This is a genomic window from Pseudomonas sp. URIL14HWK12:I6 (assembly GCF_000514195.1).
In the GTDB taxonomy this organism is placed as follows: Bacteria; Pseudomonadota; Gammaproteobacteria; order Pseudomonadales; family Pseudomonadaceae; genus Aquipseudomonas; species Aquipseudomonas putida_A.
Window position 1 is genome coordinate 25,635 of record NZ_AZVL01000026.1, and the last position, 13,721, is coordinate 39,355.

Below are 13,721 nucleotides of genomic sequence, written 5' to 3' on the forward strand. Positions count from 1 at the left end.
GGTTCAGTCGACAGCTTGGCTGACTGAACTGACGCCTTCGCGAGCAAGCCCGCAGTTTTTACAGCGTTGCTGCTCAGCCTTTTTCGTCGATCCCGGCCTGTAGGGTCTGGCTGTCCAGATTGCCGCTCAGGGTCACCGGACCGACTTTCAGATTGCCGTTATCGAACGACACCTTCAGTGCGTTCTCCTCGGTTTTCTGCGGCAGGTCCAGTCCGGCTTTCACCCCATATTCACGGTTGACCAGATCGCTGCTACTGACCTTCGAACCGCCCAGATCCACCTTGCCCTCAGGCGATGAAATCCGCGCGCCAGTCAGCTGCGTTGCGCCGCCCACCGCAAGATTCACGCCCTGATTGCCACTGATGCCGGACGCCTGCGCGACGCTGTCCTTGTGCGCGTATTCGCCCTGCGCTTTCAGCGTCGGTTTATAGTCGGTGCCGGCGAGCTTTTCCTTGTCGCTCGGTGGATTTTTCTTCGCGGTCAGGCCCAGATCAACATCGACCTTGGCCTGCGTCTTCGAGTTCTGACGGCTTTCGACGGTCAGATTACCGGCAACCTTGCCGCCGACAGTGTTCGCGTCGATCCGCGCGCCAGACAGTTGTGCATCGCCTGCGCTATTGAGTACCACGCTGTCAGCCTTGATCTGGCTTTTCTGCTGGGTGGTGCCTTGCAGGTAATCGACGCCGACCTTGGCCCCGGCGTTGAAGCCGTGGTCACTGCTGGCCTTTTCATCGGCTGCGGTCGGGGTCTTGCTGCTCAGGTTGCCGCCGGCATTCAGCGCGACGTTCCAGTTGTTGCGGCTCTCGGTGGACTGCGCCGATTCCTGAACCAAACCGCCCTTCTGCGCATCGATGCTGACGTTCGGCGCGCTGACTTGCGTGCCTTGCAGGTGCACCGCGTCACCGCTCAAGGCGATTTGGCTCTGGCTGTTGAGCTGGCCACCGGTCAGGGTTTGCGAGTTTTCGTTGATGCGGCCGATGTTGAAGTTGCCGCTCAGATTACCGCCCTGATCGCGACTTTTCTCGCTGCTGGATTTGCTGCCGCCCCCCTTCAAACCGCCGCCAAGATTGCTGCCGGTCGCGGTGTGCGTATCGGTGGCCGCTTGCAGATCAAGCTTGCCGTCAGCGTGCAAATCGATGGCGCCGACGCTGTCGATCTTGGTGCCTTGCTGAACCTGATTGCCACCGCTGCTCAGTTGCACCGGGCCGTTGCCGCTGATGCTCGCCACGTGAGCCTGGGTGTCATTGGTCTGCTTGCCGGTGTGGTCAAGCTGGAAGCCAGCGCCGAGGTCGACGTTGGTGCCGTCGGTGCCCGGCAAGGTGCCGACCGTCAGCGAGCCGTTGCCGCGCAGGCTGGAGTCGCTGCTGCTCTGACGGTCGTTTGCCTGATTCAGCGCCAGATCGCCGCCAGTCTTGATGCTCACACCGCCCTGCCCGCCGTCGAAACGGCTGCCGGCGAACTGCGCGTCACCGCCCACCTTGATGTTCACGCCTTGGCTGCCGGCATAGCCGCCGACCACCGCCGTGCTGCTGTCCTTGCTGCTGTAGCTGTTGCCACCCGCGCCGCTGCCGGCGACGTTCACGTCCTCGCCGGTCTTGGTGTAGACGCGCACGTCGACCTTGGCGTCCACCGAGTTATCGGTGCTGCTGTGAGTGTTGCTCGCGGCATCGGCAACCAGTTTGTCAGCGCTGATGTTGACCATGCCGTTGCTCGCACTGTACTGGGTGCCCTGGTCGTGCAGGGTGCCGGCGGTTTTCACGTCGACACTGCCGCCGTCGAAACGGCTGACCACAGCGTTGCTGCTCTGCTCGGTCTGGTCGGCGCTGCCGTGACCGATCGCCACGTCGAGGCCGACGTTCGGCTGGCCGAGATTGCTCAGGGCTTCCTTGTCCGGCACCTTGCCGTTGAGCACATCCTTGACCGCACCGGCAATCGGGCGGGCGATGTCCTTGTACTCGACGTTAGCGCCGATGTCCGCCGACCAGTTGCTCTGGTTGTGCGTACTGCTTTCGGTGTTGCTCGCCGCGCGGTTGTCGACCTCGTTGGCCGCGACGTTCAGACCGTTGCCAGCCTTGACCTGCGCGCCTTCGGTCAGCAGTTTGTCGGCATTGATGTTCAGGCTGCCGCTGCTTTGCACATTGGTGGTTTGCGCGGTGGTTTTGCTGCTGCTGTCTTGCGTGGTGCTGTGGGCAAAATCGACGCCACTGCCGGCACGATCGAGGCCACCGGTGTAGTAAAAACCACCGCCGGTGCTGGAGGTGTCGGTCGAGGTTTTGAGGCTGTCCTGTTCGGCCAGCAACGACACATTCTTGCCGCTCAGCGTAGTGTCGCCAGCAGTGGATTTGACTTCACCGCCCTTGATCGTCAGATCGCCGCCGGCCTTCACCTGCACGCTACCGCCGCTGAGGCTCGAACCTTGCTGGTTGACGTCGTTGCGGGTGACTGTCTGCTGCTTGTCTTCGTAGTGCACCCCGGCGCGGTATTGCTCCGGCGTTTGCTCTTTGGCGTAGGCATCGAAGCCACGGGTCTCGGTGGTCGAGCTGCTGTCGTGGGTGTTCTGCGTGGAATGCACGTTCACATCACCCGCTGCGTCCGCCGTCAGCACGCCACCAGCTTTGACCGTAGAGCCGGCCACTTCGATGTCCTTGGCGCTTTTGAGCTTGAGGTTGCTGTCGGAAACCAGCTCGCTACGCAGCGTGGTGCTGTCTTTGGCGTTCTGCCGCGACTCGTCCTTGGTGATACCGAAGAACTTGCTGTCCTTGTCGTGGTTGTTGCTGTGCGAGGTGTCCTGCACGCCGTCGATCACCAGCGAACCCTGATCGCTGATCACGCTGGCCTCGGTGCCGCCACGGACCTGGCTGCCGCTGATGCGCACGTCGTCAGCCTTGACGATCAGTTTGCCGGCCGCATTGATTTTGCTGCCCTGATGCCGGGTCTGGCCCTTGTCGGCATCACCGGTCTTGCCGAAGAATCCGCCGCCAACCAGGTCGCCGGAGTAACTGTTGTTATTACTGCGACTGGTGCGCGTGGCCGTGGTGACGTCCACTTGCTTGCCCGCCAGTTTCACATCGCCGGTGCTGTTCAGTTCGGCACCTTCGGCGCGCAGCAACGCGGCGGTCTGCAAAGCGATATTGCCGCCCTTCAGCTGGCTGCCGATGCTGCGCTGCTCTTCGCTGCTGTTGTTCCAGTCGGCCTTCCATAGATGCTTGCGATGGTTGCCCTGATCGGTCTGGGTGTGGCTTTCGGTGGCCGCACTCAGGCGCAGATCGCCGCTGCTCTGCACATCGAGATTTTTCGCCGCTTCGACCTTGGCCGCTTTGAGTTCGTTGTCTTTGCCGGAGGACAATTTGGCGTCACGAGTGGCGACGATCTGGCTGCCGTGCTGGCGAGTTTCACTGTCGGTCTGGGTCCGGTCGTAGGTTTCCCAGGTGATGCCGATGGTGCTGTTGCTCCAGTTTTCTCGCGTCTGCTGAAGCTTGCGGCTTTCGACGGTGCTCAGGGTCAGGTTGCGCTTGGCATTGACGTTGACGTCGCGACCACTGACATCGGTGGCGGCCAGCGTCAGGTCGTTGCCGCTGTGCAGGCCGACATCACCCTGACTGCTGCGGATGCTGGCACGCGTCACTTCGAGGCTGTTGGGGATGGCTTCACCGCTGACGCTGAGATCGCCAGCCGAACGGATCTGCACCCCGTCACGCCCGGCCACTTGCACCGCCCCCACACGCACGCCCGCGCCTTCGGCGGTGCTGACGATGTTGATGCGCCCGGCCTGCATCGCACCGAACAGGCTGGCGTCAATGCGTTGATCTTTGGTGTTGCCCGCCGGGTCCACGGCTTTGACCTGACCGCTGGCGTAATCGACCTGATTGCGCCCGACGGTGAGGTTCAACTGATCGCGGGCATCGATGCGGCCCTGGCTGTCGATACGCGGGGCGATCAGATTGACCGAACCCTCGGCGTTACGCAGGCCGCCACTCTGGATCTGCAACTGACCGCTGGCGTCGCGGGTGTTCAAGGCTTGCAGTTTGCCGTCGTTCAATTCCGGACGACCGACCAGCAGACTGGCGTTAGGCGTGTTGATGAAACTGCCGCCGTTCACCGAAATGCCGTTGGGGTTGGCCAGCACATAATCGGCCGCGCGGCCGAAGATTTCCTGGGCGCCGTTGATCGCCGAAGGGTTGCGGCTGATCACCTCGTTGAGGATCACGCTCGCCGCTTGGCCCTGCAGTTGCGGGTTGGCTGCCAGTTGCCCGGCGAGCTGCGATTGCCCGGCCTGCAAGGCGTTGTTCAGCACCAGACCCTGACGGTCGACGTTGTAGTCGAGGAACTGGTTGTGCGACAGGCCCGAGCCGTTGGGCGCGACGATATTGACGATGGGCACGCCGCCCTGCGTCTGCAATTGCGCGGTGCCGCCGGGGCCGGGAGCGACCACCACACCGCCGGCGATGGCGCTGGGCAGGTGCACGGCGAAGAACAGGCTGGCGATCGCCCAGCGCAGTTTGCCCCGAGGAGAAAGATGGAATGCAAAGGTGTGTGCTGGCATAAAAACGTCTCCATGTAAGTACGGCATCACGGCACGCGATTTGGTCTTGGCCGTGGCTGTCGCGCTCAGATCCGACGGCTGTTTGTTCACTGCTTGATGAGTCTCGCTGGTGCTCATATCTGCAACCCCACGCGCATCAGCCAGGTCTCCGGCTCGTGCTGCAAACCGCTGGGGGTGTTGAGGGCGCGTTGGTAATCGACGTCCACTTGCAGATTCTTCCAGCCCAGATTCAGCCCGACGCTGGCGCCGCTCAGGCGCTGGCCCTGGGCGCCGTGGTCGGCCTTGAGCCAGCCGTTGTCCAGGCCCACGCGCGGGGTGATCTGCACCGGCCAATCGCTGCGCAGCGGCAGACGCAAGGTGTTGCGCCAGATCGCGCCGCTGGCCCCGGATGCGCTGCTGACCCGATAGCCGCGCACCGCCGAATCATCGGTGCCGAGCAACTGTTCGATGGCCGGTAACGGGTCGGGGCTGTATTGCAGATTGAGCTGACTCTGCCACTGCCACGCTTGCGCGCCGAACTGGCCGTTGCGCCACTGGCTGAGGCCGGCGCGGTACTTGCGAAACTGCGCTTTGGGCAGGTTGCTGACCGCGTGATTGGCGTCGTCATCGGCGCCCAGCCAGCGCAGGCCTTGCGAGTAAGTGAAGTCGAGGTTCCACACCGCACGGTCGAGCCAGAACAGATTGAGTCCGGCTTCGGCCACGGTCAGGGTCGGGCTTTGAATGCCCAGACGGACATTTTCCAGATAGCTGTCGACGTCTTTGTGCGCCAGTTGCAGGTTGGCGCTGAGCTGGCGACTCTGGTCGCGCCACAACACGCGGTCGGCGCGCAGGCTCAGTTGATCGGTGATGCCGGTGCTGTACAAGGTCGCGCTGGGCAGTTTGAACGGCGCGCGATATTCGGCGTGGCTGGCGAATGCGCTGTAGGTCCAGTAGCCGTAGGGAATCGCGTAATACAGGCTGGCGTTGCGACTGTAGCGGTCGCCCTGATTCAACGTGTCGCTGGCACTGAGGCTCAACAGATCGTTGAGTTGCAGCGGGCTGTCGAAGCTCAGGCTGACGCTGTCGCGATCACGCCCGGTGCTGGCGCTGCCAAGGTTGTCCATGCCCAGGCCCAACGCCCAGCGCGACTGCCCGGAAGTGCGCGAGCTCAGGATGATTCGCGACGCGCCGGGCTGGCTGCCGGGGGCGATGTCGGCGGTCAGGTCAATCGAGCGCAAACGGTTCAACTGATCCAGACCCTGCTCCAGATCGCGCAGGTTCAGCGGCTGGCCGAGCATGTGCGGGAACGCGCCACCCAGCGAAACGGGCAGGCTCTGATCGGCCAGCTCGATGGACTCGATGTAGCCCTCGTCGATCATGATGTCCAGCGACTGCCCCGCCGCTGGCGCGCTCAACAGGTACGGGCGGCTGGCGATGTAGCCCTGCTCGACGTAGGCCGCGGTGATGGTCGCCAGCAGATGGTTGATCTGGCCGACGCCCATGCACGGCGCCAGCAGCGGTTTGATCCGGGCGTTGAGCTTGGCGCTGTCGATCAGCGTGACGCCACCAATGCGCGTGCCGCTTAGCGGCCAGCAGCGTTCATCGGGGGTGACGGTCTGCGGGAGCACTGGGGTGGCGGGCGCAGGACCGAACGCACCGCGCTCCAGTTGGCGCTTGCGTTGTTCCATCTGCAGTTGTTGCAGATCGCGCTGTTGCTGTTGCTGCTGGCGCAGCACTTCCTGGCCCGGCACAACAGGATCAGCCGCTTGAATCGAGGAGGCACACACACTCAACACAAAGGCCGACAACAGCGGGCAAAGCGTGGAACGACGACGGAAAACAGCGCAAAGCAAATACGGCACGCAACATCCTTGCAATCATAAAGTAGCGTAATGCCACCTCATCAATGCGAGTGATAGTCAGAGCCTTCCTACACAAATGCAAGACGCTTCCTACAACGCTTACATTTCTTAAACATTTGATTTTACTGCGTTCAACGTCACCGCCTCAGGGGTTCCCCGAGGGCTTTCATCGAGTTCTCGAAGATTTGCCCCCGTATTACGGGCGCTGTCGTTTGTCGAAACCGCTCCAAACCCCGAGGCCGGGTAAGCAACTGACGATCGGCACAAAAACATAATTGCCACAAAATATTACTTGCGTCATATTACAGCCGTAATAACAGCCCGTTTCCGCAGGTATTACGCCATGACCAGCATGCCAACCGTTGAGCCAGACCTGTCTGCCCCGGTCACCTCCGCCAAGCCGCCACTGCGCAAACGCCTGCTGCTGACCGGCTCTGGCCTGGTCGCGCTGGTCGTGGTCGGCATGTATGCCGCGCACTGGTGGGGCACCGGGCGATTTCTTGAAGAGACCGACGATGCCTACATCGGTGGCGACGTCACGGTGATCGGGCCGAAGGTCGCCGGTTACATCGAAGAAGTGCTGGTCAGCGACAACCAATTGGTGAAGGCCGGTGAGGTGCTGATCCGCCTCGACGCACGTGACTATCGCGCCAGCCTCGCCAAAGCCGAGGGCGCCGTTTCCGCCGAGGAGGCGCTGCTGGCCAACCTCGACGCCACTGAACAACTGCAGCAAGCGGTGATCGGCCAGGCCCGCGCCGGCATCGATGCCGCCGGTGCCGAAACCGCCCGCTCGCGGGATGACAATGCGCGCTACAAACGTCTGGTGAGCACCAATGCCGTGTCGGTGGAAAGTGCCCAGCGTGCCGACGCGACGTTCAAGACCGCGCAAGCCCTGAGCGCTCGCGCCCAGGCTGAATTGCTCGCCGCCCAGCGCCAACTGGCGGTGATCGACACCCAGAAACAACAGGCCCGCGCCGCCCTGCAACAAGCCCGCGCCGAGCGTGATCTGGCGCAATTGAATCTCGGCTACACCGAACTGCGCGCGCCGGTCGATGGCGTGATCGGCAACCGTCGCGCACGGGTCGGCGCCTATGCCCAGGCCGGGTCGCAACAGTTGTCGGTGGTACCGGCCAGCGGTCTGTGGGTAGATGCCAATTTCAAAGAAGACCAACTGGCGCGGATGAAACCCGGGCAACGGGTGAGCATCCGCGCCGACGTACTCTCCGGCCAGGAATTCCATGGCCGCCTCGACAGCCTCGCCCCCGCCACCGGCTCGCAATTCAGCGTGCTGCCGCCGGAGAACGCCACCGGTAACTTCACCAAAATCGTCCAGCGAGTGCCGGTGCGAATCCTGCTCGATCCGGCCGACGGCGTGCTCGGGCATCTGCGGCCGGGGCTGTCGGTGACCGCTGAAGTCGACACCCGCGCACAAGCCGAAACCAGCGCCGTGGCCGTCGCGCCATGAGCACCGCCCTCACCGCCCCGGCGCAACCGTTCAATGCCGCCGACATGGCCACCGCGACCAAGGTCTTCGCCTTCGCCACGATGTGCATCGGCATGTTCATTGCGCTGCTGGACATCCAGATTGTCTCGGCGTCGTTGCGCGATATCGGCGGTGGGCTCTCGGCCGGCACCGATGAAACCGCGTGGGTGCAGACCAGTTATCTGATCGCCGAAATCATCGTGATCCCGCTGTCGGGCTGGCTGTCGCGGGTGTTCTCCACACGCTGGCTGTTCTGCGCCTCGGCCGTCGGTTTCACCCTGGCCAGCCTGCTCTGCGGCGTGGCCTGGAACATCCAGAGCATGATCGCCTTTCGTGCGCTGCAAGGCTTTCTCGGCGGTTCGATGATTCCGCTGGTGTTCACCACCGCGTTCTTTTTCTTCACCGGCAAACAACGGGTGATCGCCGCCGCAACCATCGGTGCGGTGGCGTCGCTGGCGCCGACCTTGGGGCCGGTGATCGGCGGCTGGATCACCGACATTTCCTCATGGCACTGGCTGTTCTACATCAACCTGGTGCCGGGAATTTTCGTTGCGGTGGCCGTGCCGATGCTGGTGAAAATCGACCAGCCGGAGCTGGCGCTGCTCAAGGGCGCGGACTACCTGAGCATGGTGTTTCTCGCGCTGTTTCTCGGCTGCCTGGAATACACCCTCGAAGAAGGCCCGCGCTGGAACTGGTTCAGCGATCAAACGATTCTGACCACGGCATGGATCAGCGGTCTGGCGGGTCTGGCCTTCATCGGACGCACCTTGCACGTGGCCAATCCGATCGTCGATCTGCGCGCGCTCAAGGATCGCAATTTTGCCCTGGGCTGTTTCTTTTCCTTTGTCACCGGGATCGGTCTGTTCGCAACGATTTACCTGACTCCGCTGTTTCTTGGACGGGTGCGTGGCTACAGCGCGCTGGACATTGGTCTGGCGGTTTTTTCCACTGGGGTGTTCCAGATCATGGCGATTCCGCTGTACGCCTTTCTCGCCAATCGCATGGATCTGCGCTGGATCATGATGATCGGCCTGGGCTTGTTTGCCGTGTCGATGTGGGAGTTCAGTCCGATCACCCACGACTGGGGTTCCGGCCAGTTGATGCTACCGCAAGCGCTGCGCGGGATCGCCCAGCAACTGGCGGTGCCGCCGGCAGTGACACTGACTCTGGGAGGTTTGGCACCGGCACGCTTGAAGCACGCTTCGGGGCTATTCAACCTGATGCGCAATCTGGGCGGAGCCATCGGCATTGCCGCGTGCGCGACCATTCTCAATGACCGCACCAACCTGCACTTCACCCGCTTGGCCGAGCATTTGAACAGCAGCAACGAGGCGATGAATCAGTGGCTGGCGCAGGTCGGTGGCAATCTGGCGACACTGGGTCAGAGTGGTGACGTCGGCGTCACCGCAGGCCTGCGTCAACTGTGGCTGCTGACCTACCGCGAGGCGCAGACCCAGACCTACGGCGACACCTTTTTGATGATCATGCTGTGCTTCATCATCGCCACGGCGATGGTGCCCTTGATGCGCAAGGTACAACCACCGGCCGCGCCGAGTGCGGATGGGCATTGATCCAGATCTGCAATGCATGCCCCCTGTAGGAGTGAGCCTGCTCGCGATGGCGCCAGTTCATTCAACATTAATGTTGAACGGATAATCGCTATCGCGAGCAGGCTCACTCCTACAAAAGATTGTGTCTGGGGCTTAGAGCTGCGGGGTTTTGCGGAAGCCTACGGCCAGACGGTTCCAGCTGTTGATGGTGCTGATCGCCACGCTCAGGTCGACCATTTCCTTGGGCGTGAATTGCGCCGCGACGATGTCGTAGTCTTCGTCCGGGGCGTGGGTCAGGCTCAGTTGGGTCAGCGATTCGGTCCACAGCAGCGCAGCACGTTCGCGCTCGGTGAAGAACGGCGCTTCACGCCACGCGGTCACGGCGAACAGTCGACGCGGGGTTTCGCCGCCCTTGATCGCGTCAGCGGTGTGCATGTCGATGCAGAACGCACAGCCGTTGATCTGCGAAGCGCGCAGCTTGACCAGTTCGATCAGGGTCTTTTCCAGCGGCAGTTTCGAGACCGCGGTTTCCAGGGCGATCATCGCTTTCAGGGCGTCTGGGGAGGCGGTGTAGAAATCGGTACGAGCTTTCATGATTGAGTTTCCGGGGCCAGTGAATGTGTGACTAAGGTAGTCCCGCACTTGCCCCGGACAAATAGCCAATCTCCCGGAAGACGAGTAGACCACCCTGTCACACGCGATTGCGCAACCAGTGCAGGAACCCGGTTTTCGCCACCACGGTCGGCACGTCCTGCGTCAGGGTCTGGGCCTTGTGCAGGCGATAATCGAGCAAGGCTTTCATCGCCTCGTTGATGTCGTGGCGGGCATCCAGGCACGGCTTCAGGTAGGTCTTCTCGATGCGGTACAGCGCACAGAAGGTTTTCGCCGCAAAGGTCGCCGGCACAGACGAATCGGAGAGGATGCCGGCCTCGCCGATCACCTCCCCCGGCCCCATGCGCCCGGATTCAAACGGGCTGCCATGGCGAGTCAAGGTCACGGTGACCACGCCCGATTCGATGATGAACAAATGATCGCTGACCTCCCCGGCTTCGAGGATCGTCTCGCCGGCACGGAAGGTTTGCAGGGTCATATTCTGGCTGAAGGTGTCTTTTTCTTCCTGGCGCAGCGTGGAAAAAATCGGCGAACTGTCGAGCAGCGCCCGTGGCCGCGAGAGGTTGCCGGCGACGATCGGTTCGACACTCGACAACAGATTGACCCCGGACGCCTGCAGATGCCGGTAAGCCAGATCGAACAGCTGATTGCGCACCGAGCGCTTCTGATCCATCGACGAGACAAAACCGCTGATTTCATATTCCGCACCGGCGCTGGTGGAGCTTTTCAGCGCGACGCTTGGCGAGGGATTGTCCAGCAGCGGGCGGCAGCCCTGCATCGCCCGTTCCAGCGCGTCGATCACCGTGTTGGGGCGAGCGTGCGGGCTGACCTGGACGCTGACGGCTACCCCGAACATGTTGCTCGGTCGGCTGAAGTTGATGATCTTGGCCTTGGCCGCCAGCGAGTTGGGAATCACTGCCATGCTGCCCTGACTGGTTTGCAGGCGCGTGGCGCGCCAGTCGATATCGACGACCCGGCCTTCGGTGCCGTCGATGGAGATCCAGTCATCGATCTGATAGGGCTTGGTGGTGTTGAGCACGATCCCGGAAAACACATCGCTGAGCGTGCTCTGCAACGCCAGACCGACGATGATCGCCAAGGCGCCGGACGTCGCCAGCACACCTTTGACCGGCAGATCCAGCACGTAGGCCAGGGCCGCGATAATCGCGATCAGGAAAATCACCGCACCGAGCAGATCCTGCAACAGCCGCCCGGTGTGCCCGACGCGCTGCATCATCACCGCACCGATCAGCACGGTCAGGGTGCGCGCGCCGAACAGCCACCAACCGATCTGCAAGCCGGTCGCCGCCAGGTGCAGCGGCACGTTGTCGGCCCATGGCGCCGGCTCCATCGGATTCAGGCCTTCGTTGAACAACAGCACGCTGAACAGGCTGAAAATCAGCACCCGCACCAGCAGCTTCCACTCGCTGCCACGGGAGCTGATCAGACGCCACAGCCCCAAATCGAGGAGGATCAGGATCAACGCGCAAAACAACGGATGTTCGGTCAAAAAAGACAACATCAAAGCACTCCGACAGGGGCCAATCGCGAGAAGATCGCACAGATTGGGCAAGTGTAGGAGTAATTGATTTCAGAGGCAGAACACCAGCGCAAAAACACCGGAAAACCCCTGTGGGAGCGAGCCTGCTCGCGAAGGCGGTGGATCAGTCAGACATGCATTGACTGGCACTGCGCTTTCGCGAGCAAGCCCGCTCCCACAGGGGTGAAACTTACCCGTGCATTTGGCCAAACCGACCGGACTGGAAGTCGGCGAATGCCTGATGAATTTCCTGCTCGGTGTTCATCACGAACGGGCCATGTCCGACAATCGGTTCGTCGATCGGCTCGCCGCTGAGCAGCAGCACCACTGCGTCTTCACTGGCCTCAAGGGTCAACTGACGACCGTCGCGCTCGAACAGCACCAACTGCCCGACACCCGCGGTTTCCACGCCGTTGATCTGCACCGAACCTTTCAACAGCACCAGCGCGGTGTTGCGTCCCTCGTGCAGATCGAGCGTCAGCAACTTGCCGGCATTGAGCCGCAGGTCCCAGACGTCGATCGGCGTGAAAGTGTGCGACGGGCCTTTATGCCCATCGAACTCACCAGCGATCAGCCGCAGCCGGCCGGCATCGTCCTTCAGCGCGATATTCGGAATATCGCCGTCGAGAATGGTCTGGTAGCCGGGCGCAGCCATTTTGTCCTTGGCCGGCAGGTTGACCCACAGCTGCACCATTTCCAGCTTGCCGCCGGTTCTGGCGAAATCATCCGAGTGGAACTCCTCGTGGAGGATCCCGGACGCGGCGGTCATCCACTGCACATCGCCGGGGCCGATGGTGCCGCCGCTGCCGGTGGAGTCGCGGTGCTGCACTTCGCCGTCGTAGACGATGGTCACCGTTTCAAAACCACGGTGCGGGTGCTGGCCGACGCCACGGCGCTCGGTGGTCGGGGTGAATTCGGCCGGGCCTGCGTGATCGAGCAGCAGGAACGGGCTGATGTGTTTGCCCAGGTTGTCATAGGAAAACAGAGTGCGCACCGGGAAACCATCGCCGACCCAATGGCCGCGAGGGCTGGTGTAGATACCGATGATGTTTTTCATGGTTGCCTCCAGAAAAGGTGGGTGACGCAATGGATTAAGCTTAAATCCATAGCGTTTTTAGAACTAGACGGCAAAAACCGGCTTTAGTGTTCCATTTATAGAACAGTCCCACCGTTGAATCTCGATCCTTGCGGGAGCGGGCTTGCTCGCGAAGGGGCCGGTCCAGACAACACCACTATCGGGAAAGATTCATGACTTCTGCTCAACAGTGCTTTGCCCCAGCAGCGGTTTTTCCCAAGCACGCAGACGCGGATACTCCTGCCCATTCCCACTGCAACCCTGGAGTCATCAATGTCTGTTCCCGCTTTTGGTCTGGGTACGTTTCGCCTGCAAGGTCAGGTGGTCATCGATTCGGTGCGCACCGGCCTTGAACTCGGTTACCGCGCCATCGACACCGCGCAGATCTACGAGAACGAAGCCGAGGTCGGCCAGGCCATCGCCGCCAGCGGCATTGCTCGCGAAGAGCTGTTCATCACCAGCAAGATCTGGATCGCCAACTTCGCCAAGGATCGTCTCATCGACAGCCTCAAGGAAAGCCTGCAGAAATTGCAGACCGACTACCTCGACCTGACGCTGATCCACTGGCCGTCGCCGGAAGATCAGGTGCCGGTCGGCGAATTCATGGGCGCGCTGCTCGAAGCCAAGCGTCTGGGCCTGACCCGGCAGATCGGGGTGTCCAACTTCACCATCGACTTGATGCAACAGGCCATCGCAGCGGTCGGCGCGGAAAACATCGCCACCAACCAGATCGAGCTGCACCCGTACATGCAAAATCGCAAAGTGGTCGAGTTCGCCCGCAGCCAAGGCATCCAGATCACCTCCTACATGACCCTCGCCTATGGCGAAGTGCTGAAGGATCCGGTGATCCAGCAGATCGCGGAACGCCTGCAAGCGACCCCGGCGCAGGTCACTCTGGCCTGGGCGATGCAGTCGGGTTACGCGGTGATCCCATCGTCGACCAAACGCGCCAACCTGCAAAGCAACCTCGGCGCCACCGCGCTGACCCTGAGCGAGTCCGACATGGCGCTGATCGCCGGTCTGGAGCGCGGCCAGCGCCTGACCAGCCCGAAAGGCATTGCCCCGCAGTGGGATTGA

General features: G+C 62.0%; 8 protein-coding genes. 3 read left to right on the forward strand and 5 right to left on the reverse strand.

Annotation, left to right across the window (positions count from 1 at the left end; all coding sequences use genetic code 11):
- Positions 1–73: 73 nt before the first annotated feature.
- Both H043_RS0124135 and H043_RS0124140 read right to left on the reverse strand, forming a co-directional pair.
- Positions 74–4,543 (reverse strand): hemagglutinin repeat-containing protein, encoded by a 4,470-nt coding sequence (locus tag H043_RS0124135; RefSeq protein ID WP_027614013.1) that lies wholly within the window; start codon positions 4,541–4,543, stop codon positions 74–76.
- A gap of 113 nt (positions 4,544–4,656) precedes the next feature.
- Entirely contained in the window at positions 4,657–6,384 is a 1,728-nt protein-coding gene (locus H043_RS0124140; protein WP_027614014.1) for a ShlB/FhaC/HecB family hemolysin secretion/activation protein, read from the reverse strand.
- A 343-nt stretch (positions 6,385–6,727) separates the two neighbouring features.
- Here H043_RS0124140 and H043_RS0124145 point away from each other — a divergent pair, with 343 nt between their 5' ends.
- On the forward strand, positions 6,728–7,849 hold the full coding sequence (locus H043_RS0124145) for an HlyD family secretion protein (protein ID WP_027614015.1): 1,122 nt from the start codon (positions 6,728–6,730) through the stop codon (positions 7,847–7,849).
- Positions 7,846–9,438, forward strand: coding sequence for a DHA2 family efflux MFS transporter permease subunit (locus H043_RS0124150; RefSeq protein WP_027614016.1), 1,593 nt, complete (start codon positions 7,846–7,848; stop codon positions 9,436–9,438). Before H043_RS0124145 ends, H043_RS0124150 begins: the two co-directional genes overlap by 4 nt.
- Positions 9,439–9,570: 132 nt before the next feature.
- On the opposite strand, the gene H043_RS0124155 is transcribed toward H043_RS0124150, so the two are convergent.
- The 3 genes from H043_RS0124155 to H043_RS0124165 all read right to left on the reverse strand — a co-directional run bounded on the left by H043_RS0124155 (position 9,571) and on the right by H043_RS0124165 (position 12,626).
- Positions 9,571–10,011 (reverse strand): carboxymuconolactone decarboxylase family protein, encoded by a 441-nt coding sequence (locus H043_RS0124155; RefSeq protein ID WP_027614017.1) that lies wholly within the window; start codon positions 10,009–10,011, stop codon positions 9,571–9,573.
- Positions 10,012–10,108: 97 nt separating this feature from the next.
- Positions 10,109–11,551 (reverse strand): mechanosensitive ion channel domain-containing protein, encoded by a 1,443-nt coding sequence (locus H043_RS0124160; RefSeq protein WP_027614018.1) that lies wholly within the window; start codon positions 11,549–11,551, stop codon positions 10,109–10,111.
- Positions 11,552–11,759: 208 nt separating this feature from the next.
- Positions 11,760–12,626 (reverse strand): pirin family protein, encoded by an 867-nt coding sequence (locus H043_RS0124165; protein WP_027614019.1) that lies wholly within the window; start codon positions 12,624–12,626, stop codon positions 11,760–11,762.
- A 291-nt stretch (positions 12,627–12,917) separates the two neighbouring features.
- Here H043_RS0124165 and dkgB point away from each other — a divergent pair, with 291 nt between their 5' ends.
- Positions 12,918–13,721, forward strand: coding sequence for a 2,5-didehydrogluconate reductase DkgB (gene dkgB / locus H043_RS0124170; protein ID WP_027614020.1), 804 nt, complete (start codon positions 12,918–12,920; stop codon positions 13,719–13,721).

Coding starts and splice junctions, on each gene's coding strand:
- H043_RS0124135 (WP_027614013.1), bottom strand. CDS start 4,543: ATGCCAGCACACACCTTTGCATTCCATCTTTCTCCTCGGGGCAAACTG.
- H043_RS0124145 (WP_027614015.1), top strand. CDS start 6,728: ATGACCAGCATGCCAACCGTTGAGCCAGACCTGTCTGCCCCGGTCACC.
- H043_RS0124150 (WP_027614016.1), top strand. CDS start 7,846: ATGAGCACCGCCCTCACCGCCCCGGCGCAACCGTTCAATGCCGCCGAC.
- H043_RS0124155 (WP_027614017.1), bottom strand. CDS start 10,011: ATGAAAGCTCGTACCGATTTCTACACCGCCTCCCCAGACGCCCTGAAA.
- H043_RS0124160 (WP_027614018.1), bottom strand. CDS start 11,551: ATGTTGTCTTTTTTGACCGAACATCCGTTGTTTTGCGCGTTGATCCTG.
- H043_RS0124165 (WP_027614019.1), bottom strand. CDS start 12,626: ATGAAAAACATCATCGGTATCTACACCAGCCCTCGCGGCCATTGGGTC.
- dkgB (WP_027614020.1), top strand. CDS start 12,918: ATGTCTGTTCCCGCTTTTGGTCTGGGTACGTTTCGCCTGCAAGGTCAG.